Here is a 22206-nt window from a genome sequence, read left to right on the forward strand (position 1 = left end):
GGATAAGACTTAATCTAAAAGGAAAGAGTCCGGTACAGTACCGAACTCTTTCATATAATAATATTGTTTAATTTCGTCTAAACTTTTGGGTGCAGTCTAAAATTAATTTTCGGGATTTTTGTTATGTTCTATTTCACAGATTCAGGTTTGGAAATTTTATCTTTTTCCGCTTCATAAATCCTTTTTCTCAGGTCGCTGGTAGAAAAACGATGATCTCTTTTGTTGTAAAAAATCTCTATTCCTTTCTCTTCACAGTATTGCTTGCCCGTAAAATCACGGTCTAAATAATCGTCACCAATGATTCTTACATCGATTACGAAAGATTTTAAGATATCAAGCAAATCTTCCTCCGTGTAGTAAGGAACAATTTCATCTACTGCGTTTACAGCCTTCAGCTGGATGTATCGCTCAACGATAGTCTGGCTCGGCTTATTTTTACCGGGACGGTCGTGAGAAGGGTCAATCTGCAATCCTACAATTAAATAATCGCATACCGTCTTAGCTTCTTCAAGCATTTTGATATGTCCTGCATGCAATAAGTCAAAAGAGGAAAATGTGATGCCTATTCTTTGTGTCTTCATACTAATTTTAATTAAAACTTTGCTGAAATAAATGTTCTTTTAAATGGATAAAAGACCGGAGATTCAGTAAAGATGTTTTGTAATTCGTTTTTATAATCGTTTTTAAATTGTTCTTTCAAATCATCCGGAAGGTTCTCGATATAAGGAAGCATTGCTGTTCCTGAAGCCCACGTAAATACAGCTTCTGCATTATCAAGAACGTGAGCGAATACTTTTTCATAAACGGTGATTTCTGTACCTTTATTGTCAAACAGTATTTGTGCATAGTCTTCTATCTTCAGTACCGTATATTCTCTCTCCCACGAATGATACGCTGTCTTATAGGGTTCTGTCCGGGCCACTTTTCTGAGCAGCTGATGCACCACATATTCATGATTGGACGGTATCTGTACAGCCAGCTGGCCACCCTCTTTTATCTTCCTGATAATTCTTGGAAAAAGCTCTTTATGATTACTGCACCATTGGATCGCAGCATTGGAAATCACTAGATCATAGGTATCCCCAAGATGAAGCTGTTCCTCTATACTTCTTTTCTCAAAGCTGAGTCTGCTGGTCTTGAAATGAGCTGCTTTTTCAAGCATCTCTGCAGAGGAATCTATTCCAAGAACCTTAGAATCTTCCAGATAATCTAAGAGCTTAGAGGTCAACTCACCTGTTCCACATCCCAGATCGATAACAGAGATCCCGGTCCTGGATTCAACAAGCTTCAATAAATCAAAAAAGGGAGCTGAACGCTCATCCTTAAACCGGTCATATATTTCAGGATTCCAGGCCATACTAATATTATTTTTATGAATTTCTGCTATTCAGGTATTTCTGCCACTCCCAGGTTGTTCTCAAAGATTCTTCGAGCGGAGTTTCAGATTTCCAGCCCAGTTCTTTTTCAGCTTTAGCCGGATCAGCATAGGCTATGGTAATGTCTCCTTCTCTACGCTCACAAATCTGATAAGGTACTTCCACGGCATTTGCTTTTTCAAAAGCCTTTACGACTTCCAAAACGGAAGAGCCCCTCCCTGTTCCCAGATTATAGGTATCTATTAATGTTTCACCAGACTGGTCGCTCATCAGCTTTTTCAGGGCGGCAACATGTGCTTTGGCTAGATCAACCACATAGATATAGTCACGTACAGCAGTACCGTCTTCTGTAGGATAATCATCACCCCAGATGCTCAGCTTCTCACGGATTCCCGCCGCAGTCTGCATCACATAAGGTACCAGATTATTAGGAATTCCAATAGGCAATTCTCCAATCTTTCCAGACGGATGAGCTCCAATAGGATTAAAATACCTTAACAACGAAACTTTGCGGCCATAGGCTTTTGCAAAATCAATCAGGATCTCTTCGCCCATCTGCTTGGTTTTCCCATAAACGCTCTCCGGCATTTTCAAAGGCGTATTTTCGTCAATGGGCATTACATCAGCCTGCCCATATACTGTACAGGATGAACTGAAAATAAGATTAGAAATTTCTCTCTTCTTAAATTCCTGGAGAATATTAATGAGTGAAAATAAATTATTCTCATAATAATCCACAGGTTTCAGCTGGCTCTCTCCCACCGCCTTGGAGGCTGCAAAATTGATGCACCCGTCAATCCGATGGGCATCAAAAACCTGAGTAAGAAGTTCTTTTCTTCTCAGATCAAAAGGATAAAAAACAGGCTTTTTCCCTGTTATTTCCTCAATATTATTTAAAATAAACCGCTCCGAGTTGGATAAGTCATCCACAATAACCACTTCAAAGCCATTATTGATAAGTTCCACTACCGTGTGAGAACCGATATATCCAAGTCCTCCTGTAACTAGTATTGCCATTTTATTTTTTAATCTTCGTGTTTATTTTTTATACTTTGAAATCTGCCTGTACACCTTTGTGACAAAATTTATCTGTTCTTCGTCCGAAAGACGGGCATTATGTATGGAAATAGAGATCAGTTTATCTTCTAATATTCCAAATAAAAAGATGGTCTTTCCCTCTTTAAGTGTTACTTCCCAGAGAATCTGATTCTTATCTAAATCTTTGGATATCTCCTTAACCTCCCCTCCGATTGAATTGGTTTTCCAGTAATCAAAGTCCCATCGATAAAAGGCATCCAAAAGTTCCGTTTTGGTAAATGCTGCGTTATAAAACTCCATTTTGTCGGCATTCTTTACAGAAACCTGAATATTACTTTTAGCTTTATCAACAAAAAAATATTGCCCGGCAACTTTATTTAAATCACGGAGCTCAACCTCCTTCGGGAATTTTATTAATACATCATTAATAGCAAATCGATTCCCGCTTTGAGCAAAGATAAACTGGCTGGTCATGAACGCTAGGGAAAAAAAAATATTTTTCATCATATTATCCCATAAACTCAAGAACCGCATCCGTAATGTACTTCAGCTGCTCTTCATCCAGCTCCGTATGCATCGGCAATGAGATGACTTGATCCAGAAGCTTGTCTGTATTCACAAAATCTACGTCGTTGCTTTCCTGGAAGTAAGCCTTCTGCTTTCTCAATGCCACAGGATAGTAGATCATGGCAGGAATTTCTTTTTCTGTAAGGAATTTCTGAAGTTCGTTACGCTTGCCGTTCAGGATTCTTAACGTATACTGATGAAACACATGGCTGGAGTTCTCAGATCTTTTTGGAGTAAGGATATTAGGATTTCCGGCAAATGCTTCATCATAATAATCTGCTGCCTTTCTTCTTGCCTCGTTGTAGGTGTCAAGATGGGGAAGCTTCTTTCTTAAAACGGCAGCCTGGATACTGTCCAGACGCGAATTTACGCCTACCTCATCGTGATAATATCTTTCGTACATTCCGTGGTTTACAATTCCTCTCAGGCGGTGTGCGAGCTCATCATTATTGGTAAAAATAGCGCCACCATCACCGTAGCATCCAAGGTTCTTTGAAGGAAAGAAAGAGGTGGTCCCTACTGTAGACATTGTTCCTGCCTGTTTTACAGTTCCATCAGCAAAGGTATATTCTGCACCGATGGCCTGGGCATTGTCTTCAATTACATATAAGTTGTGCTCTTCAGCAATTTTCAGAATTTCCTCCATATTGGCACACTGTCCGAAAATGTGTACCGGAATAATCGCTTTTGTTTTTGGGGTAATTGCCTTTTTGATCTGCTCCGTAGAGATGGTGAAGGTATCATAATCTACATCTACCAATACAGATTTTAATTTAAGCAGGTGAATTACTTCTACCGTTGCAGCAAAGGTAAAGTCTGCTGTGATCACCTCATCTCCTTCTTTCAGATCCAGTGCCATCAGGGCAATCTGTAAAGCATCGGTTCCATTTGCACATGGGATCACATGTTTTACATCTAAATAAGACTCCAATTCATTCTGGAAAGACTTTACTTCAGGACCGTTGATAAAAGCCGCCGAATCCATTACATTTAAAACTGCATTGTCTACATCATTCTTTATTTTGTAATACTGACTTTGCAAGTCAACCATCTGAATTTTTTTCATATAACAAATATTTCTGTAAAAATAAGGAATTTAAAATCCTATCAAAAATTTTATTGATTTTGTTTTTATCTTTATACAAATAAATTCCATGAAAAAAACTTTATTCTTTTGTTTCCTAATTGTTTATCTTCATGTGTCTGCTCAAACTGAACTCGTTTTTGTCTACTTCAAGGATAAGCCCAATAAAGCTGCATTTTACGCCAATCCACTTTCGGAACTCAGTCAGAAATCCCTCAGCAGGCGTACCACGCTGGGAATTCCGCTCAATGATCAGGACGCGCCTGTTGAGCAGTCCTACCTTCAAAATCTCCAGAATCTTGGTTTTACGGTAACCGATTATTCCAAATGGCTTAATGGAGCTGCTGTTAATGCTACCGTACCCCAAAAAGCGATCTTACTGGCACAGCCTTTTGTACTGTCTGTAGAAAGTTTTGCCAGAAACACTGCGGTAGGAACAAAAACAGCCGGCAATTCATGGAAAAGCAATGACAACAAGCTGTTAACTCATTTTGAATATGGTACGGGAGCAGCCCAGATTGATCAGGTGAACATTAGGCCACTTCATATTGCAGGTTATACCGGAACAGGGATTTCCATTGCCGTTATTGATGCCGGTTTCCCGACCGTAAATACCGGAGCTGCTTTTTCGCGGCTCTGGACCAACAACCAGATAAAGGGCGGATATGATTTTGTGACCAAGACCAATGACATCTACAATACTTCTCTGATTCCTCACGGATCGGTAGTATTGGGGGCTATCGGAGGCTATTTGGAAAATACATTTACGGGCTCTGCACCCGATGCAGATTTTTATCTGTACAGAAGTGAGAATTCTATGGTAGAAATTCCTGAAGAGGAGCTGTACTGGATAGAAGCAGCTGAAGAAGCAGACCGTAAGGGTGTCGAGATCATTACTTCATCACTGGGCTATCATGTTTTTGATGACCCCCGGTATAATTACAGCTATGCAGATATGAACGGAAGTACTTCTTTCATTGCCCGCGTGGCACAGATTGCTGCAGAAAAGGGTATTTTCGTTCTTATTGCAGCAGGAAATTCAGGGGACAAACCCTGGCATTATCTTCTGACCCCTGCAGACAACGCAAAGGTATTTTCTATTGGAGCAGTTACCTCTTCAGGAAGTTCTTCTGTATTTTCTTCGTACGGACCCAATGCTCTGGGAATCGTAAAACCCGATGGGAGTGCCCAGGGAACAGGAACATCCACAGTCTATGACCATGCGACAACGACAATGAACGGAACGTCTATTGCAGCTCCGATTGCAGCGGGCGGTGTAGCCTGCTTCATTCAGGCGTTTCCTGCCATGAACAGGGAGCAGATAAGGGTAAAACTAAGACAGACGGCCTCCCTCTATCCTTCATATACCGATCAGATGGGTTATGGAATCCTGAATTTTGGAAGTTTGTATAACAATGTCCTGAATACCTCTGAAATTATTAAAAAAGAAAAGTTTGCGATTTTTCCAAACCCTGCTGAAAGTATTCTGAATATTGCTTCCGAGCACGCCATTCAGTCTCTGGAAATCTATGATCATCTCGGAAGGCTGATCCGCAGAACACTCAATGAGAATGTTGTAAAGGTTGAAGATTTACCTAAAGGAATATATTATCTGAAAATTTTATCAAAAGATAAATTCCACTATGAAAAATTTATAAAAGAGTAATAAAAATGGCTGTTTCCTTTGAAGCAGCCATTTTTATTATTATTCTATTTCCTTGAATTGCCACACGAAGAAATACTTACCATTCTGGTCATTTTTCTGGGAATATATTCTCCTTTTACACTATGCTTTTTTGCATACGGGGAAAGCATTTCTATAACCTCATACGTATCGGAGGTTTTTGAAAGAAAACGATCAATATTAATTTCCCCTATATGAAAAGTGTTATTTTTCTTTTGTGTATCCTCCTCAAGTGATAACGCAGAGAAATAAACAGGAATGAAAACCGAAAACTTTTCAGGATCAGAAGGTGTAACATCTTTCATATTCAGTTTCAGGTATAGCTCTGGCGGCTGATATCGGTTTTCTTTCCCACAACCAATACAAGTATAGGTAAGCAATACATTATATTTTTTGCTTACAGGATTATATTTCAGTTCAGACCCTACAAGATATTTGCTGGTTTCATTTACAAACGCATCCAGGTCTTGGTATTGATATGAATTTTTTCCTTCTGATTTTATGCTAAACTCAAAATCAAATCTCCACATTTGTCCATCCTGACCAAATCCCAAAATAGAAATGAACAATAACAGCAAAATGCTTATTTTTTTCATTCTATGCAGAATTCCTGCTTGCATTAATGTTACCGAATAAAGATCTTGTCACCAGTTTTTCATAAGCTTCTTTGTTTCCTTCTCCTTTCTGAATTTTCATAAGCGCATACTGTTGGATACTCAATAGCGGAAGGACAATCTTTTCACGGATTTTCACGGATTTTCTTGAAAGCGGATCTTCTTCCTGCAACATTTTAAAGCCGGTCAGTTCCAGCATAATATCTCTTGACAGTTCATATTCATCAAAAAGGACGTTCCAGAATGCTCCGAATTTCGGATTGTTCTTAATGTAATACGTCAAAGGAAAGTATGATTTGTTCATACTCATCATCGAGTTTAAAACCAGCGTTTTAAAGAAATCTGAACCTTTGTACAGTTCCCTTACTTCTTCAAACCTTCCCTGCTCCTTCATCTGCTGCATTGCATATCCGAAACCGAAAAAGCCGGGTACATTTTGCTTCAGCTGCGACCATGATCCCACAAAAGGAATTGCTCTCAAGTCTTCAAACTTCAGCTCACTGCCATTGCCTCTTTTGGACGGACGGCTTCCGATATTGGTTTTCCCGTAATATTCAAGTGTACTCATCTCCTGAAGATAGGGAACAAACATCGCATGAGCTTTAAGATCTGAATATTTCTTATAGCTAATCTCCGCCAGCTCTATAATTAAGGCTCTTTCTTTCTCTGTAAGCTCTTTTTTGGCATTTTTGAAAACATCATTTTCTACACCCGCGGTCAGAAGCTGTTCAAAATTATACTTTGCCTGTTCTTTATTACCAAAAATACTGGTGATCGTCTGCCCCTGAATCGTCAGCTCAATTTTATTATTGGCAATTGTTTTTCCCTGTGAAGCATAGAAATCATGGGTTTTTCCACCACCTCTGGCCGGCGGGCCTCCCCGTCCGTCAAAGAAAACAACTTTGATATCATTCTGCTCTGAAAGTCTGGTCAGAACTTCTTTTGCTTTATAAATTTCCCAGTTTGCTTTTAAATAGCCCCCATCCTTCGTTCCGTCTGAAAAGCCCAACATAATGGTCTGCTGATTCCCTCTTTTCTTGAGATGTTTTTTATATACCGGATGATGATACAGCTCATTCATGACATTCTCCGCATTGGCAAGACCTTCCATGGTTTCAAAAAGCGGAACAATATCCATATTGATCTCTTCATCTTTGTAGCCGCAGACTTTAAAGAACGCATATACATTCATCACGTCTTTCACTGCATCAGAATTCGAAATAATATAACGGTTCATCCCTCTTAGCCCGTTCAGCTGCTGAATGTCTGAAACCTGGGAAACCGTCAGTAATGTATCTTTAACAATATCATCAAAATTCCCACTATCTATTTTTTCCGAAACCTGAATCAGTCTGTTGAATTTTTCCTCATCATCAGTTTCTGTATCGTCATATAACTTTGCAAAGACTTCATCAATTACTTTCTGATGAATCCTGCTGTCCTGACGGATATCAAGAGTGGCAAAATGGGTTCCAAAAATATTTACCCTGTCTCTGAAGTTGATCAGTAGATCCAAAAACAAAGAGTTATGTTCGCTCACCAATATCCTTTCCGCCTCGTCAGTCTTTTTTAAAATTTCTTCTGCAGTAATGGTTTTTCCATTGAAAATAGCCCCATACAGCTCTTCGCTCAATTGTGTGAGAACTTCTGACACTCCTCTGAAGCTTAATCTTCTTCTGATGTATTTCAAATGGCTATAGTAGGATTTGAGGATCGCCGAACGGAGTTCTTCGGCCACTCTCTTGGTAACATCTGCTGTTACAAACGGATTTCCATCCCTATCTCCGCCAGGCCAGAAGCCCAGCTGAATAATATCTTCATGCAGATGGAAGTGTCCATTACCAAAGGTCTTTTTGATTTTGGTAAACAGCTCACCGATGGTATCATAGTATACATAGCGCAGATAGGAAATAATGCTCATTGCCTCATCAATAGGCGTAGGCTTTTCTTTGTTGACAAACGGAGTTTTCCCAAGCTGCTGCAGGAGAGTGTCAATCTGCGTAACGGAATCACTGGTAATAGCACCTCTCAGATCCTGGATAATCCTTTGCACAGAGCTAGGATAGAACTGGGTAGGGTGCGCGGTAAATACAACTTTTACACTGAAATCTTTTAATTTCTCCCGTACTTTTTCCAGCTTATGATCCTGAAATGAGCGTTCAAACAAATTAGTCACTGTTCCACTGTCACTTTCGGAATGGAGATTCGGAAAGGCAGCGTCTTCAATGCTGTCAAACAAAACTACCTGTCTTTCGATATATTGTATGATTTTGAAAAGCAATTCAAGTTTCTGCTCTTCAGTCTGAAGATCCGTATGGTTTTTAAAAAACTCCTCAACGATTTCTTCAGGGGTCTTTCCCGCGTCATAGCCGATTCTGCTTTCCTCGTAAAGAAATGGGAGCAGCATCCCGATATTTGTCATTTTATCATAAGGCAGGCTCATAAATAATGAATTGTAGATCTGGAACTTATTTTCCACAATCTGCCTGAATTTTTCTGCGCGTTGGTCGTGTATCATAATAACAAATGTAAGAGATTTTATCGTTGAGTGAATTAACAAATGACAAAAAAATCCTCCTAATTTTATCAAAAATCAGTAGTTTTGAACGCCATGTAAAACGTATGATCAAATTTAACTTCAACTTCAATGCTAATGTCACGTCGAATAGGGACAAGAAAGACAAAAAAGGAATCAAAATCATTCTCATTGTCTTCGGACTATTTATTTTTGTTGCTATTTCAGGGGTGATTGGAGTTGGGTCTTTTATCGCAGGAACAGTTAGTTCGATGGGAAAAGCAGTAGAAGAATACAACAGACAACAAAAGTATGTACAGTCTCTTCCCGTTCTGAAATGTGCGGTCTATACGGATACAACCGTCACCGCACCGTTATCTGGAGATAATGCCGCACTGTATTTTCTGCAGGTTGGCAAAGCCAGAAGAATTTCCAGATATTCATCTAAAATTTATGAAGATTTTGATTACAGCATGGCTGCAGGGTATTCCAAGGGATCAAAATTATCAGTGAACGGCCGACTATATGATATCGACTTTACCCTGTGTATCATGGATAGCCTTGGAGGTGGTGAAAGGCATTTTACAGAAGGTACATTTGGAACCACTTATAAAGCCCCGTACTATCTGAACAACTACAAACCGATAGAAAATCAGAAAATATCTGCACTGAAAGATAAACACCCGTGGATCAATTCATTTCTCGGGCCTTTTGGTCTCAACAATATTTTAGTCAACGAGTATGTTTTTAAAAATGGAGATTCTGTGTATATAAAAGGAAAAATTAAGAACAATAAAATTGTTCCGTTTGTAGAGCATGCTATTTTTTAACATTTCAGATTACTGTCTAAGCCAGATATAGCATTGGTAATTTTTGTAAATTTGCTGAGAAAACACTGTAGTTAGTTATGAAGATCATCATCCTATTTTCCCTGATTTTGTCCAATCTGCTTTTTGCCCAGATCAGAGTTCCCGATGATTATAAAAAAATCCCCAACATTCTGGATACTGCTGATTACCTCTACCCTTTTATTGTTCCCGACAAAGAGTACGCCTACTGGCGGGTACTTACCAATGATGCTGACCCGGAAAAAGCAGTGATCTATGAGAGCGAGGCTCCCGAATATATGACGATCAATGAACCTGCTCCCGAACAGGGATTTTTTCAAAGATGTATCGGCAACAATTGTTTTTCATACATCCTTGCCTGTAAGAAGGACAGATCTGTCTATTTTTCCAATGAACAGCAATTGAGAGATTTTATAGGAACAATTGATAACCTTCCCGAAGCGATTTTAATTGCAGCGACCTATGGGTATTCAGTTGATCCCCGAAACCGGTTTACGGGTTCTTATAAAATCGACGAAAAATATATTTCGATCTATGGGCTACAATCCAAAAGCTGTCCCGTTATCCATGAATCTTTTTTACTTAAAATCAACAGAAAGACCGGGAAGCTTGAAGCTAAAAGCAATGGCATCTATGCGATAAATGAGGATTGCCGTACGCTGTAATTTATTGGTATTTTTAATCCGTTTGATACGATCACAATCATAAAAATTGAATTTAAGCATTCTATTCTCTATTATATTTGTAATTTCGTTACTATACATCATACCATGAAAAATAACAAATTAAGCGAATTGACTTTAGAGGAACTGCAGACCAAGAGAAAAAGCTTACAAAATATGACCATCGGATTCGGTATTGTCATATTGATGGCCTGCATCACCATTATGTTTCTCTCAGTAAAAATTAAAAACCCAGCGCTTATTGCTGTAGCGATAGGATGTCTCATCACACTGATGCCAAGTATTATTAATCTCGGGCAAATTAATAATGAAATAAAATCACGAACTTCAAAATAATTCTGGAAAATCAGCATCGTAATTTTACCACTTTATTAACTCAATATTATTTTTCCATTCCGTAAATTTGGGTAAAATAATATAGAACAATGCTTAATTTCGAGTTCAAAAATCCAACAAAAATACTTTTTGGAAAAGGTGAAATTTCCAAAATTTCCAAAGAAATCCCTAAAGATGCCAGAATACTAATGATTTATGGTGGTGGAAGCATCAAAAACAATGGGGTGTACGATCAGGTGAAAGAGGCCTTGAGAGATCATGATTTGTATGAATTTGGCGGTGTTCCTGCCAACCCTGAATATGAAGTCTTACTCAATGCCTTAAGCTTTATCAAAGAAAAAGACATCACCTATCTTCTTGCTGTGGGTGGCGGATCTGTCATTGACGGGACAAAATTCATCTCAGCTGCAGCCCATTATGCCGGTGAACCATGGGATATTCTAAAAAATTCGGTAAGAACTTTTGAAGGTGAAGGAATGCCGTTCGGAAGTATTTTAACACTCCCTGCCACAGGTTCAGAAATGAATTCAGGATATGTCATTTCAAGAAGAGAGACGAATGAAAAGTTATCATCTGGTGGGCCAGGTCTTTTCCCACAGTTTTCCGTACTGGATCCGGAAGTCATCAAGTCCATCCCAAAAAATCAAATTGTAAACGGAATTACGGATGCCTATACTCACGTATTGGAACAGTATATGACCGCTCCGTCTTCTGCCGACCTGCAGGAAAGAATTGCAGAAAGCATTCTCATCAGCCTTCAGGAGACGGCTCCGAAAGTACTGGCAGAGGAGTTTAATTATGATGCTGCCGGAAATTTTATGTGGTGTTGCACCATGGCCTTAAATGGACTCATCCAGAAAGGAGTGATCACAGACTGGGCCGTACATGCCATGGGACACGAGCTAACCGCTTATTATGGTATCGACCATGCCAGAACCCTGGCCATCATTGCCCCTTCTCACTATCGTTATAATTTTGAGGACAAAAAAGGGAAGCTTGCACAATACGCAGAAAGAGTCTGGGGGATCAAAGACGGAACATTGGAAGAAAAGGCAGAACTGGGAATCAGAAAATTGGAAGAATTTTTCCATAGCCTGCATATCAAGACCAGACTTTCTGAATATACAGAAGACTTTAAAGGAACTGCTGAAAAAGTGGAGAAAGCATTTACAGACCGAAACTGGCTGGGGCTTGGAGAGTATAAGAAACTGACTCCGAAGGATGCCTTTAAGATTGTAGAAATGAGCTATTAATCCAGGCTTATTCTAATTTTTTAGGTTTTTAGCTGAAGCTGTAAGCCTGTGAAGTATATGGTAAGCGGACAAAAGTCCGCTTCTATCAACGATGATTTGTGCAGAACTCAAACGTTTGATTTTTGGGATCTGGTCTTTTATAAATTATTTAATTTACAAACATTCGTTTAAAAAACCGGCATTTCATTACGGATATTTCAAATTTATTTATATTTTAGCATATTCTTAAATTTGTAAAAATGAAAAAACAGCTACTTTTATTTGCCTTTTCTGCACTGGCACTTACTTCTTGTAAAGACGATGATCTTCAAGCTTACGAAATGGATATTATGAAAGGAGATTGGAAGGAAGTAAAGACAGAAGTTATTTCAGGAAAAGATAATAAAACGGTGCTTGATACCAAAACTCCTGAAGGATGTAATGTAAAAAACACACTTTTCTTCAGAACCGACTTTTATGTGAGCTATACGGCTTACGTAGGCACTGGAGCAGATTGTCAGGCTGCGGCTAAAAATGAAGGTACATATACTTATGACGCAGATAATAAAAACCTGGGGATTAAGTTCAAAGGTACAGAAAGTGAGGATGCGGGTGAGACAGAAAGCATGGATTATAGAGTGGATATATTAACCAACCAGCAGTTAAGACTGGCACAGAAGTTTGGAAATTTTGATGTAGACGGAGACAAAATTCCTGATATCACTTATATTACTTATAAAAGATAAATCATAAACTCCCTTTTTATCGGGAGTTTTTTTATTACTTTTATCTGAGATTTAAAACTGAATATAATGAAGAAGATTCTATCAGCATTTCTATTGCTGTACTTTACTTTTGCCTTTTCACAGGAAAAAAAGCCAATGTTCTGGCAAGACATTCAAAATTTTAAAAAAGCAGATCAGGAAAATCCGCCTCCAAAAGATGCCATTCTTCTCTTAGGAAGCTCATCTTTTACGAAATGGACTGATGTTTCAGACTATTTCCCGGACAAAGTCATCATCAACAGAGGTTTTGGAGGCTCCAGGCTTACCGACCTTAACGATTTTGCAGATGATCTTTTAGCACCTTATCAACCGAAGCAAATCATCATTTACTGCGGTGAAAATGATTTTGCAGACAATCATAAGCTGAAGGCACAAAAATTAGTGAACCGATATAAAGAATTTTATACCAAAATTCGCGCGAGATTTCCCAATATTGAAGTGGATTTTATTTCCATAAAGTATTCTCCCAGCAGAGAAAAACTTTGGCCCCAGATGAAAACAGCGAATAAAAAGATCGCCGCTTTTATGAAGAAAGAACCCAATGCTGAGTTTATTGATGTAACCAAAGCGATGGAAGATGCCAGCGGAAAGGTGAGAAAAGATATTTTTGTAGAAGACATGCTTCACTTTAAGCCGGAAGGATATCAGATCTGGACGAAAGTAATATACCCCTACTTAAAATAACATACAGCCCTCCTATGAGGGCTATTTTTATAGTTTTTGCAGAAGAATCAATTGAACATCATTATCAATTCGTTATCTTGATGCCGGACCTTTATTTTTCCCAATTCGAGATCTTCTTTCTTTCCTTTTTTTGTTTTAAGCCTTAGTTCTTTTATCCTCGACTTTGTATTTGGGATTTGAGTCATTGTAATACGGATTGAATCTATGTCAAAAGTAACAGCATCCCCATTCTTTTCCACTGGTGTAATTCCAAGGCTGTGCAGCTCCCTGGTCAGTTTGTGAAAATCTTCAGCAGTACATTCAAGAGCGATGGATGAGAGATCTCTAATTTCTTTGTTGTCATCAAATGCTTTTTCCAGAAATGCTTCTCTGGTAAAAAAAGGATATTCTTTATGATATAAGCGGGTTAAAAACTCAGGGTTATAGAATGCATACCATGTCGCTATTCCTCCTTTCAGGTCAGTGTAATAAGCGGAATACCACAGTACATCTTTACCTTTAAAATCCCACATGGCATTGCTTCTCTTAAAGGGAAGTCCTTTATTTTTTATTTTTTTGCTGATGTCATCAGAGAACTTACCAGGAGTATCCCATGAAAAACCAATTCCTATCGCACCTTCTTTTTCTCCGAATCTGTTATCAGGTCCCATTATTTCAAGGTAGGTCGACTTCCCGCGCATATACAATGTTGTACTGCCGGTATCTGTCGGCAGAAAATCCGGAAGCCCTCTGTCCAGGCTGCTCCATTTTGCAAATTGTCCACTGCTTCTGATGGTACTGAAAGAAGCAGAATCCAGTACGAAATAGAGATGATTCACCTTTAAGTCCTCTTCCTGAGCGGAAATCCTGTTTGCCAAAAGCATCGTTAATAGTATGAGTACATATCTTTTCATGGTATTCCAAATTTTGATTATCAATTTTACAAAAAAAACGAGACTCATGCATACAAAAAAAGCAGGAATTTCTCCTGCTTTGATAGAACGCTTTACCATTCTTATTTCTTTCTTTTCGATTTTGATTTTGCTTTTTGCTGGGCTCTGTTCGCTCCGAACTTCTTAGGAGCTTTTCTTTTGGATGGACCACCCCAGTTTTCTTTGGTATTTTTGGCTTTCTTCTCATGAAACGCAGCTCCACCCTCATTAAGCTTTACCGTGGCAGGGTTTTTCATCGCTACCTGTTCTTCTTCGGAAGCAATTTTCTTAGGGTTGATCTTTACTTCTTCAGGGAAATCACTAAATTTAAGGTCTTTGTCCATCAAAAGCTCGATATCAAGAATCAAAGGTTCTTCTTTTTTGGTTACAAAAGTAATGGCTTTACCATCCTTATCTGCCCTACCGGTTCTACCGATTCTGTGAATGTACTGCTCAGGGATATCCGGGGTTTCAAAGTTGATGACATGGGTAATATTGGAAATATCAAGACCTCTTGCCATAACATCGGTGGTTATCAGTCCTCTGATCTCTTCATTTTCAAAGCTTTTCATTGCTTTAAGCCTGTAATTCTGAGATTTATTGGAGTGGATTACATCAAACTGTTCTGGGAAAAGCTCATTAATTTTAGTAAAGAGCAGGTCCGCATGTTTTTTATTATTATTAAAAATCAACACTTTAGACATCTCTGCATCATTCTTCAGCAAATGCTCAAGCAAATTGATCTTTGTATTAAAGTTTTCTACTTTATAACCGCTTTGTTGGATTTTTTCAAGTGGTGTTCCGGACTTTGCCAAAGAGATTTCTACCGGACTGGCAAAGTAAACATCCAGCATTTCATCTACAGCATCCGTCATTGTTGCAGAGAAGAGAATATTCTGTCTTTTCTCCTTCATCATTTCAAAGATGTGGGTCAGCTGTGGTCTGAATCCTAAATTCAGCATCTCATCAAATTCGTCAATGATCAGCTTTTGTACTTCCTTCAGTGAAATGGCATTATCTATGGAAAGGTCCATCACTCTTCCCGGTGTTCCTACCAGGATATCACATCCATTATTGAACAGCAGTTTCTGAGTATTGATATTCTTCCCACCATATATTCCAATAACTCTTGCCGTAATGTTTTCGGTCAGCTTTTCAAGAATTTCAGTTACCTGCACTACCAGCTCTCTTGTAGGTACCAGTACTAAAACTGTTGGATTTCCTGTTTTGCTGTACTTCCATGTTTTTAGAACGGGTAAAAGATAGGCTAATGTTTTCCCGGTTCCCGTCTGTGCAATTCCCATCACATCTCTTCCGGAAAGTATAGGTCTTAAGCTCTTCTCCTGAATAGGAGTAGGTTCAAATAATTCCAGATCCGCCAAAACATCAAGAATTTTAACCGGCAGGTCAAAATCTGCAAAAGTGAGTTTTTCCATGGTGCAAAGATAGGCATTTAATTAGAAGTAGAAATGGGAATAGCCAGTGAGCGGAAGTTCCCTATGTTTTATTCTCAAAGCTGCAAGCTACCGGTCTACAATTTCACACTTTTACTGCTTATTTTAATATCATCGTCCTCGAATTTGCTTGAAGTAATAATCACATATCCTTTCTTTTTGGGGTCTTTTACGATCGGAAATTTTTCTTCTTCCCATTGAGCGCAGTGGGTAGAGATCGGAGGTAGCAGATGCTTCCATCCTCCTTTGTCCAAAGTATATGCATAAAACGAATGCCAGCAGCTGGTACACCAGTTAGGGTAAAACCCCAATTCGTCTCTTCCATCGTTATTCAGATCTTCCAAATTATATAATGCACCACCCTTCGCCGTAGCTACAACAAATGACTTCATCTTTTTATCACTGAAGTAAACAGTAGTTTCACATTTTCCTTCACATTCTTCCCCACAGTCGCTTACTTTCGCAAAAGCATATTCTTTTGTCCCGTTTCCGTCAAAATCTCCCAGAAGGCCTTTATCCGTTTCCTGAGCCATCAATAATGAACTGCAGCATACCACAGCTAACATAATAAGTGTTTTCATATTTTATAAATAATGGTTATTTTCTTGCTACTCTCAACAGTAATATAATGATTAACAGGACTGAAAAAATAAATCCTAATAGGGCAACCAGAGACAACTCCCCGATTCTTGGTCCTGTTTCGGAGACGAACACAATAGCAGTTGCAATAATATTGGCCCCCAGAACCATTGCCAGAATCAGATTGAGCACACTGGATTTGATCAGTTGATTGGTCTTCTCAATATTTTTGATTTCACTGGATACGGTGAACTTATTTTCATCCAGCTTCTGAAGGACGGACCGGAGCTCTTTAGGGATTTCATCTACATTATCGGTAAAATTCATCATTCTGTCCATTCCCGTTTTCATAAGGTTTTTAGGACTTATTTTTCTGGCAAATATTTTTTTGCTGTAAGGATGCAGGCTTTTCACAATATCCAGATCCGGATTGATATTTCTTCCCACACCTTCTATCAGACTGATTCCTTTAAACAACAGATAGAAATAATCCGGCATATACAGCCTGTTATGGGTAAGAATATCTTTCATTTTATTGATAATCACCTGTACGTTGATATCCTGCAATGATGAACTGTGCACAAAATTAAGAATATCCTCTACATCATTTTCAAATCTTTTTTCATCAGGAATTTCATAGCTCACTGCCATTTTTTTCAGATAGCGCACTATTTTATGAGGATTTTTCGCCACAAAGCTGACAATCAGATTTTCGAGGATTTCTTTATCGTTAGGTTGGATTTTTCCTACCGCTCCAAAGTCGATGAAAACTATTTTCCCGTCTTTCCGGACCAGAATATTCCCGGCATGCGGATCAGCATGAAAAAAACCGTAGTCCAGGATCTGGGAAACAAATAACCTGAGCCCGGTTTCAGAAACTTTTACAGGGTCAATACCATTAGCTGACAGGACTGATTTATCGGTTACCTTAATCCCGTCGATAAATTCCATACAAAGCACATTATTGTTGGAGAATTCGTCGTACACTTTCGGAACATAGGTCTCTTTATTATTTTTGAAATTCAGGCGGAACTGCTGAATATTGTTCTTCTCATTAATTAGGGAAACCTCTTCCAGCAAGGATCTTTCGAATGTAGAAATAGCCTGTTTCAGATTGAGTTTATCACCTATTTCGGAATAGGCCGATATGAGTTTTTCCAAATCTTTTATGAGCAGCAGATCATCTTCTATCACCTCCTGTACACCAGGTTTTTTGAATTTTAGAATAACAGGAGTTCCATCCATCAAAACAGCTTTATATACCTGTGCAATGGATGCTGTAGCCAGAGGGGATTTTTGAATTTCCCTGAAGTGTTCTTTAACTGATATATTGAATTCATTTTCCAGGATCTCTTCCACATCCATGTCTACCGTTTCTACTTTGTCCTGAAGTTTCTGAAGCTCCTGAATAAGTTCTGGTGGAAGTAAGTCTTCCCTGTTGCTGAATGTCTGACCAAGCTTCACAAAGGTAGGCCCCAGCTCTTCCAGCACCAATCTGATCCGTTCATACACCGTCCCTTTTGAGACCACTTCATCCACATCTGCAGGAATATGTTCCTGCTTATTCCCTGTATTCATTCTCGCCAGCATATCTTTAAAACCATATTTACTCAATACGGAAATAAGCCTGGCTGATCTTTTCAGTTTTCTTTGCTGTTTGTCAAACATAATATTCAAATAGTAAGTGCAATTTACTCCAAAAACTATTCCTAATAACATTTTTTTCACTCCTGAAGCCAACATCATTCTTTCATGTAAAGAGGTTCTTCAAAAAACCCCAAATATAATAATTCAGCATTATCAAAAAACACTATTTATGATGGTTAAAATCTTTAATAAAAAGAAATTCTATTCATTATAATATATTTATTTATATTTACAACGTACAAAACCTTAAAACAAACCAATAAAAGTATTACAACATGAAAAATTTACGTAACACGAAATTATCGAGAGAACAATTAAAGAGTATTTCAGGAAGCGGAATCATTATCGGTGGCAACTGCTCCAACGAGTGCTGCCCTACAGACGGAAGACCAAAATGCCCAAGGCTGATCTGTCCTGCTGTGATATGCCCGGAGTATCTTTATGCCCAGATACCCTTTTTAAATTTTAGGTAAAAAACAGAATGCATAAGTGTTCTGTTTTTTTTTCATACCATTATCTCTGTATAACCTTCTTATGATCCTTTATTCGAATCAACAATAATAAAAAGGATAAAACAGCGTTTTTATCGCATACACTCAATACAGTCAAATGACTGTACATTAACCAAAAAAATATTGAAAAAATGAAAAATTTACGAAACAAAAAATTGTCAAGAGAACAATTAAAAGACATTTCAGGTAGCGGAATCATTATTGGCTGTACATATCAATGCTGCCCCGAAGACGGGAGACCGCTGTGTCCGGGATATCACTGTCCGGCTGTAGTATGTCCAAAGTAAAAATAAGCAGAGTCTATTACTAAATCAGAGAGCAGCGAAAAATACGTCTGCTCTCTTTACCTTTTGGAATAAGCCGCTTTTATGATAAAATCAAATGTTGCGGGAACAACAGGATACACGGAAGCCCTCAATAAGTTTATTGAGGCAACACTTTCTATAGATTTCACCCTTCTCCATCAGGATTTTATTTCTTTTATCCCAAAAAGTCCCAGCAGAATACTTGATCTTGGAGCGGGAACAGGCAAAGATGCCTCAGCCTTATCAGCGATGTCCCATTCAGTGACTGCAATAGAGCCTTGTGAAGCTCTTCTTAAGGCAGGAAAAAAGTTATACTCTGATCGGGCGATCCACTGGATACAGGATTCATTACCTCATCTTCAATATTTAGATCCTGAATTAAAATTCGATTTTATTCTGGCATCAGCGGTATGGCACCACCTCAGCCCCAGTGAGCAGCATCTTGCCCTGATAAAGGTCTCACATTTTCTGGAGAAAAACGGTATTTTTGCCCTTAGCTTAAGGAATGGTCCTGCCGGAGCAGGAACCTGTATTTTTCCTACACATACCGCGAAGGTTGTTGAACGGGCTGAACAGAGAGGATTGAAAACACTTTTGATTCTTGAAAACCAGCCCAGTATTCTACCTGGAAAAGAACTCATTACCTGGTCACGCCTTGTCTTTCAAAAAATCTAAAAACTTTTTGTATCACAGAGCTTTTGTGTTTTGTTCTTATAAATTATGTATATTCGGACAGGAAAAACACAAAGGACAGCCCATGAAAGAAAGATTTCATACATTTCAACCGAAGAATCCGGTGGTCGCAAAATATGTGGATTATTATTATCTGGATATAAAACCGGAAAATACAATTCATACCTATCAGTGCTTTCCACATTTTAATAATACCATTTCTCTTTACAAATCGCATATCGAAACAGGCAATGGAAAGGTTACTTTTGATGAGAATGCCGGTGTATTGCAGATCTTCACGCCCATCCGGCAGAAAGTACTGCATGTGTTGCAGTCTGGACAGGTACATCGGGTTGTGATTGTCTTTCATCCTTTGGGAATTCAGCAGTTTTACAACCATGTAAAGTTCACCGATCTTACCACTGATTCAGAGTTTTTCAGTTCTGAGGAGCTTAACCTTATTTTTTCCACCCCTGATCCAGAACTGCTTACGAAGTTGCTGGACGCTTTTCTACAGGAAAGATTCTGCCCTTTTCAAAATCCTATTCTGGAACGATCGGTTCAATATGTATTCGATCACTGTGAGCATTTTACGGTTACATCACTTTCCGCCAACCTGGGAATCAGCCGCCAGCATCTTAACAGAAGTTTTCAAACACACTTAGGCGTATCTGTTAAAAAGTTTCATGAGATTGTTCTTTTCAGAAAAACAGTTCATCAAAAGCTTTTTGAACGTCCAGACAAAAGTTTTACAGAACTGGCGTATGAGTTCAATTACAACGACCAGTCCCACCTTAACAAAGCGTATAAAAATTTGACCGAAAACTCACCGGGAAGTTTTTTTGATCAGGGTACGGTTCTCGGTACTCAGGATACCTTTTGGCATTTACTTTCTTAATGCTGATGTTCCATTTTTACAATTTCCAAATATCCTTTATCTTTACTTTTGTGCCATAGATTGCAGATGATATGAAGCATTATTTAGTATTGAGTTTGATTTTAGCAGGTTTCGTTGTTCATGCGCAGAAAAATTATTCTGCCCTGGTACTAAAAGCATCGGAAATAATGGAAAATACCAAAGACGGAGCAGAATACAGGAAAGCCTTAAACCTGTATGAGCAAGCTTTCACCTTATATCCGGATAGTATTGCCAGTACCGATCTCTACAATGCTTCAGTAGTGGCCTCTGAAGTGAAAGATTACGATAAGGCATTTCAATATCTGAACCCGCTTGTAAAGATAAAAGCAGATGAAGAGCATGCTCCGGGATGGAGCTATATTGAGGGAGAATCCTCGGAAAGTGACTATAAAAATCTTTTATCGGATCGCAGATGGAAGATCCTGAAGCAAAGTACCGCAAAGGAAAAAAAAGAGTTCTATCAAACTCTGTCTGAAAACCGTGAGGAATTTTTCCGAAAAAAAGAGGTACAGTTTGGCCACAAACAAGCTCCGAAGGCGTTATATGCTCAAATTAAGAATAATCAGCCGTTTTTACCAAAAGCGATGCGGAACTATTCGGTTTCTTTTAAAGTGAATGATTCTGCCACCACTTCTTATCTTGTTCATTTGCCGAAAAACTATCAACCGCAAAAGAAATATGCATTACTTTTTTTTCTTCATGGTGCTGTACGGTATAGTCGTTTAGCTGATTATCAGATTCCTCAGGAAGCACCGGGTGGCTGGAACAGATATTATACCAAATACGCAGATCTGCAGGAAGTAATCCTGGTTTTCCCACAGGGCAGCAAAACATACAACTGGATGACCTCAGACAACGGATTCTTTATGGTTCCGGAAATCCTGAAGCAGATCAAAACAGCCATTAACATCGACGATAACAAAGTTTTTATTTCAGGCCACTCCAATGGAGCAACCGGATCGTTTTCATACCTGATGAAGCAACCCTCTCCCTTTGCAGGTTTCTATGGTTTTAACACCCATCCTAAAGTTTTTACCGGCGGTACTTTTATTGAGAATATAAAAAACCGTTCGTTCATTAATTTTTCCACAGATCAGGATTACTATTATCCTCCAGATGCCAATGATGATATGACCAGGCTGATGAAGGAAATACAAGCAGATTACCGCGACTATCGGTTTAAAGGATTTCCCCATTGGTTTCCTATGTTCAGTGAATCTGAACCGGCTTATCCGGTTATTTTCAGTGATATGGAGAACAGAAAAAGAAATCCCTTTCCGGGCAAAATTTCATGGGAGTTTGACGACGACCGGTATGGCAGCATAGACTGGCTGTCAGATATAAAGCTGGATACTCTGCAGTTCCAGGCCGCATGGCAAAAAAATCTGAACTTCAGAATAACGAAATGGCTGAAATATGATGAAAAAGACAGCCTTATTGTTGAAAAAACTGATAAAAATGCTTTTGATTTTCCAAGGAAATCAGGAAAGATAAAGGCAGAATATACTCAGAATACATTCAGAATTGAAACGTCCCGCGTGGCTTCTTTTTCAATAAATATTTCTCCGGAAATGATCGATCCTGGTCAAAGGGTTAAAGTCTTTATCAATGGAAAGTTGTATTTCAACCGGAAAATAAAGTATGACCGGGAATTGATGCTTGAAAATTTTGAGAAAAACAGGGATCGGGAACGGATCTGGATCAACCGTATTCATTTTAAAGTTTAATGTAATCTTCACCTGTAAAAAGATCGTCTACTTT

The 22206-nt window shown here is 38.7% G+C and carries 23 protein-coding genes; 12 read left to right on the forward strand and 11 right to left on the reverse strand.

What is annotated here, in order from left to right:
- Positions 1–128: 128 nt before the first annotated feature.
- From DRF67_RS14075 to DRF67_RS14095, 5 genes are read right to left on the reverse strand one after another with little or no spacing between them, the layout of a single operon-like run.
- Complete coding sequence (locus DRF67_RS14075; RefSeq protein WP_115928933.1) at positions 129–581, reverse strand: adenylyltransferase/cytidyltransferase family protein; 453 nt, start codon at positions 579–581, stop codon at positions 129–131.
- A gap of 11 nt (positions 582–592) precedes the next feature.
- Positions 593–1357, reverse strand: a complete 765-nt coding sequence (locus DRF67_RS14080; protein WP_115928934.1) for a methyltransferase domain-containing protein — start codon at positions 1355–1357, stop codon at positions 593–595.
- Between the two features lie 13 nt (positions 1358–1370).
- Entirely contained in the window at positions 1371–2393 is a 1023-nt protein-coding gene (gene galE / locus DRF67_RS14085; RefSeq protein WP_115928935.1) for a UDP-glucose 4-epimerase GalE, read from the reverse strand.
- A gap of 21 nt (positions 2394–2414) precedes the next feature.
- Positions 2415–2921, reverse strand: a complete 507-nt coding sequence (locus tag DRF67_RS14090; RefSeq protein WP_115928936.1) for a hypothetical protein — start codon at positions 2919–2921, stop codon at positions 2415–2417.
- A gap of 1 nt (position 2922) precedes the next feature.
- Positions 2923–4047 carry a DegT/DnrJ/EryC1/StrS family aminotransferase gene (locus DRF67_RS14095; protein WP_115928937.1) on the reverse strand — a complete coding sequence of 375 codons (1125 nt, stop codon included), beginning with the start codon at positions 4045–4047 and terminating at the stop codon, positions 2923–2925.
- 88 nt (positions 4048–4135) lie between these two features.
- Between DRF67_RS14095 and DRF67_RS14100 the strand changes: the two genes are divergently transcribed.
- Positions 4136–5731: a S8 family peptidase gene (locus DRF67_RS14100; RefSeq protein ID WP_115928938.1), complete on the forward strand. Its 1596-nt coding sequence runs from the start codon at positions 4136–4138 to the stop codon at positions 5729–5731.
- A 44-nt stretch (positions 5732–5775) separates the two neighbouring features.
- On the opposite strand, the gene DRF67_RS14105 is transcribed toward DRF67_RS14100, so the two are convergent.
- Positions 5776–6345 (reverse strand): hypothetical protein, encoded by a 570-nt coding sequence (locus DRF67_RS14105; RefSeq protein WP_115928939.1) that lies wholly within the window; start codon positions 6343–6345, stop codon positions 5776–5778.
- A gap of 1 nt (position 6346) precedes the next feature.
- Entirely contained in the window at positions 6347–8881 is a 2535-nt protein-coding gene (locus DRF67_RS14110; protein WP_115928940.1) for a phosphoenolpyruvate carboxylase, read from the reverse strand.
- A gap of 104 nt (positions 8882–8985) precedes the next feature.
- Here DRF67_RS14110 and DRF67_RS14115 point away from each other — a divergent pair, with 104 nt between their 5' ends.
- The 6 genes from DRF67_RS14115 to DRF67_RS14140 all read left to right on the forward strand — a co-directional run bounded on the left by DRF67_RS14115 (position 8986) and on the right by DRF67_RS14140 (position 13446).
- On the forward strand, positions 8986–9708 hold the full coding sequence (locus tag DRF67_RS14115) for a hypothetical protein (protein ID WP_115928941.1): 723 nt from the start codon (positions 8986–8988) through the stop codon (positions 9706–9708).
- Between the two features lie 77 nt (positions 9709–9785).
- Positions 9786–10391 (forward strand): hypothetical protein, encoded by a 606-nt coding sequence (locus DRF67_RS14120; RefSeq protein ID WP_115928942.1) that lies wholly within the window; start codon positions 9786–9788, stop codon positions 10389–10391.
- A gap of 105 nt (positions 10392–10496) precedes the next feature.
- The gene (locus DRF67_RS14125; RefSeq protein WP_115928943.1) at positions 10497–10745 is read left to right on the forward strand and encodes a hypothetical protein; all 249 of its coding nucleotides are present in this window, start codon (positions 10497–10499) and stop codon (positions 10743–10745) included.
- A gap of 89 nt (positions 10746–10834) precedes the next feature.
- Positions 10835–11998, forward strand: coding sequence for an iron-containing alcohol dehydrogenase (locus tag DRF67_RS14130; protein WP_115928944.1), 1164 nt, complete (start codon positions 10835–10837; stop codon positions 11996–11998).
- A 239-nt stretch (positions 11999–12237) separates the two neighbouring features.
- Complete coding sequence (locus DRF67_RS14135; protein WP_115928945.1) at positions 12238–12723, forward strand: lipocalin family protein; 486 nt, start codon at positions 12238–12240, stop codon at positions 12721–12723.
- 66 nt (positions 12724–12789) lie between these two features.
- Positions 12790–13446 carry a GDSL-type esterase/lipase family protein gene (locus tag DRF67_RS14140; protein ID WP_115928946.1) on the forward strand — a complete coding sequence of 219 codons (657 nt, stop codon included), beginning with the start codon at positions 12790–12792 and terminating at the stop codon, positions 13444–13446.
- Between the two features lie 47 nt (positions 13447–13493).
- Here the strand turns inward: DRF67_RS14140 and DRF67_RS14145 are convergent, their stop codons facing one another.
- The 4 genes from DRF67_RS14145 to DRF67_RS14160 all read right to left on the reverse strand — a co-directional run bounded on the left by DRF67_RS14145 (position 13494) and on the right by DRF67_RS14160 (position 18109).
- On the reverse strand, positions 13494–14339 hold the full coding sequence (locus DRF67_RS14145; RefSeq protein WP_123912750.1) for a DUF5829 family protein: 846 nt from the start codon (positions 14337–14339) through the stop codon (positions 13494–13496).
- A 101-nt stretch (positions 14340–14440) separates the two neighbouring features.
- Positions 14441–15793, reverse strand: coding sequence for a DEAD/DEAH box helicase (locus tag DRF67_RS14150; protein ID WP_115928948.1), 1353 nt, complete (start codon positions 15791–15793; stop codon positions 14441–14443).
- Positions 15794–15888: 95 nt separating this feature from the next.
- The gene (locus tag DRF67_RS14155) at positions 15889–16392 is read right to left on the reverse strand and encodes a hypothetical protein (RefSeq protein ID WP_115928949.1); all 504 of its coding nucleotides are present in this window, start codon (positions 16390–16392) and stop codon (positions 15889–15891) included.
- Between the two features lie 16 nt (positions 16393–16408).
- The gene (locus tag DRF67_RS14160; RefSeq protein WP_228435814.1) at positions 16409–18109 is read right to left on the reverse strand and encodes an ABC1 kinase family protein; all 1701 of its coding nucleotides are present in this window, start codon (positions 18107–18109) and stop codon (positions 16409–16411) included.
- A gap of 203 nt (positions 18110–18312) precedes the next feature.
- On the opposite strand from DRF67_RS14160, the gene DRF67_RS14165 reads away from it, so the two are divergent.
- The 5 genes from DRF67_RS14165 to DRF67_RS14180 all read left to right on the forward strand — a co-directional run bounded on the left by DRF67_RS14165 (position 18313) and on the right by DRF67_RS14180 (position 22172).
- Positions 18313–18510 carry a hypothetical protein gene (locus tag DRF67_RS14165; RefSeq protein ID WP_115928950.1) on the forward strand — a complete coding sequence of 66 codons (198 nt, stop codon included), beginning with the start codon at positions 18313–18315 and terminating at the stop codon, positions 18508–18510.
- A gap of 170 nt (positions 18511–18680) precedes the next feature.
- The gene (locus DRF67_RS21580) at positions 18681–18836 is read left to right on the forward strand and encodes a hypothetical protein (RefSeq protein WP_165851804.1); all 156 of its coding nucleotides are present in this window, start codon (positions 18681–18683) and stop codon (positions 18834–18836) included.
- 81 nt (positions 18837–18917) lie between these two features.
- The gene (locus tag DRF67_RS14170) at positions 18918–19529 is read left to right on the forward strand and encodes a class I SAM-dependent methyltransferase (protein ID WP_115928951.1); all 612 of its coding nucleotides are present in this window, start codon (positions 18918–18920) and stop codon (positions 19527–19529) included.
- Between the two features lie 82 nt (positions 19530–19611).
- On the forward strand, positions 19612–20424 hold the full coding sequence (locus DRF67_RS14175; protein ID WP_115929053.1) for an AraC family transcriptional regulator: 813 nt from the start codon (positions 19612–19614) through the stop codon (positions 20422–20424).
- A 71-nt stretch (positions 20425–20495) separates the two neighbouring features.
- A complete protein-coding gene (locus DRF67_RS14180) occupies positions 20496–22172 on the forward strand; it encodes an alpha/beta hydrolase (protein ID WP_115928952.1) in 1677 nt (558 codons plus the stop codon).
- Positions 22173–22206 lie beyond the last annotated feature (34 nt).

The sequence above is a fragment of the Chryseobacterium pennipullorum genome, assembly GCF_003384725.1.
Lineage (GTDB): Bacteria > Bacteroidota > Bacteroidia > Flavobacteriales > Weeksellaceae > Chryseobacterium > Chryseobacterium pennipullorum.

Coding starts and splice junctions, on each gene's coding strand:
- DRF67_RS14075 (WP_115928933.1), bottom strand. CDS start 581: ATGAAGACACAAAGAATAGGCATCACATTTTCCTCTTTTGACTTATTG.
- DRF67_RS14080 (WP_115928934.1), bottom strand. CDS start 1,357: ATGGCCTGGAATCCTGAAATATATGACCGGTTTAAGGATGAGCGTTCA.
- galE (WP_115928935.1), bottom strand. CDS start 2,393: ATGGCAATACTAGTTACAGGAGGACTTGGATATATCGGTTCTCACACG.
- DRF67_RS14090 (WP_115928936.1), bottom strand. CDS start 2,921: ATGATGAAAAATATTTTTTTTTCCCTAGCGTTCATGACCAGCCAGTTT.
- DRF67_RS14095 (WP_115928937.1), bottom strand. CDS start 4,047: ATGAAAAAAATTCAGATGGTTGACTTGCAAAGTCAGTATTACAAAATA.
- DRF67_RS14100 (WP_115928938.1), top strand. CDS start 4,136: ATGAAAAAAACTTTATTCTTTTGTTTCCTAATTGTTTATCTTCATGTG.
- DRF67_RS14105 (WP_115928939.1), bottom strand. CDS start 6,345: ATGAAAAAAATAAGCATTTTGCTGTTATTGTTCATTTCTATTTTGGGA.
- DRF67_RS14110 (WP_115928940.1), bottom strand. CDS start 8,881: ATGATACACGACCAACGCGCAGAAAAATTCAGGCAGATTGTGGAAAAT.
- DRF67_RS14115 (WP_115928941.1), top strand. CDS start 8,986: ATGATCAAATTTAACTTCAACTTCAATGCTAATGTCACGTCGAATAGG.
- DRF67_RS14120 (WP_115928942.1), top strand. CDS start 9,786: ATGAAGATCATCATCCTATTTTCCCTGATTTTGTCCAATCTGCTTTTT.
- DRF67_RS14125 (WP_115928943.1), top strand. CDS start 10,497: ATGAAAAATAACAAATTAAGCGAATTGACTTTAGAGGAACTGCAGACC.
- DRF67_RS14130 (WP_115928944.1), top strand. CDS start 10,835: ATGCTTAATTTCGAGTTCAAAAATCCAACAAAAATACTTTTTGGAAAA.
- DRF67_RS14135 (WP_115928945.1), top strand. CDS start 12,238: ATGAAAAAACAGCTACTTTTATTTGCCTTTTCTGCACTGGCACTTACT.
- DRF67_RS14140 (WP_115928946.1), top strand. CDS start 12,790: ATGAAGAAGATTCTATCAGCATTTCTATTGCTGTACTTTACTTTTGCC.
- DRF67_RS14145 (WP_123912750.1), bottom strand. CDS start 14,339: ATGAAAAGATATGTACTCATACTATTAACGATGCTTTTGGCAAACAGG.
- DRF67_RS14150 (WP_115928948.1), bottom strand. CDS start 15,793: ATGGAAAAACTCACTTTTGCAGATTTTGACCTGCCGGTTAAAATTCTT.
- DRF67_RS14155 (WP_115928949.1), bottom strand. CDS start 16,392: ATGAAAACACTTATTATGTTAGCTGTGGTATGCTGCAGTTCATTATTG.
- DRF67_RS14160 (WP_228435814.1), bottom strand. CDS start 18,109: ATGTTATTAGGAATAGTTTTTGGAGTAAATTGCACTTACTATTTGAAT.
- DRF67_RS14165 (WP_115928950.1), top strand. CDS start 18,313: ATGAAAAATTTACGTAACACGAAATTATCGAGAGAACAATTAAAGAGT.
- DRF67_RS21580 (WP_165851804.1), top strand. CDS start 18,681: ATGAAAAATTTACGAAACAAAAAATTGTCAAGAGAACAATTAAAAGAC.
- DRF67_RS14170 (WP_115928951.1), top strand. CDS start 18,918: ATGATAAAATCAAATGTTGCGGGAACAACAGGATACACGGAAGCCCTC.
- DRF67_RS14175 (WP_115929053.1), top strand. CDS start 19,612: ATGAAAGAAAGATTTCATACATTTCAACCGAAGAATCCGGTGGTCGCA.
- DRF67_RS14180 (WP_115928952.1), top strand. CDS start 20,496: ATGAAGCATTATTTAGTATTGAGTTTGATTTTAGCAGGTTTCGTTGTT.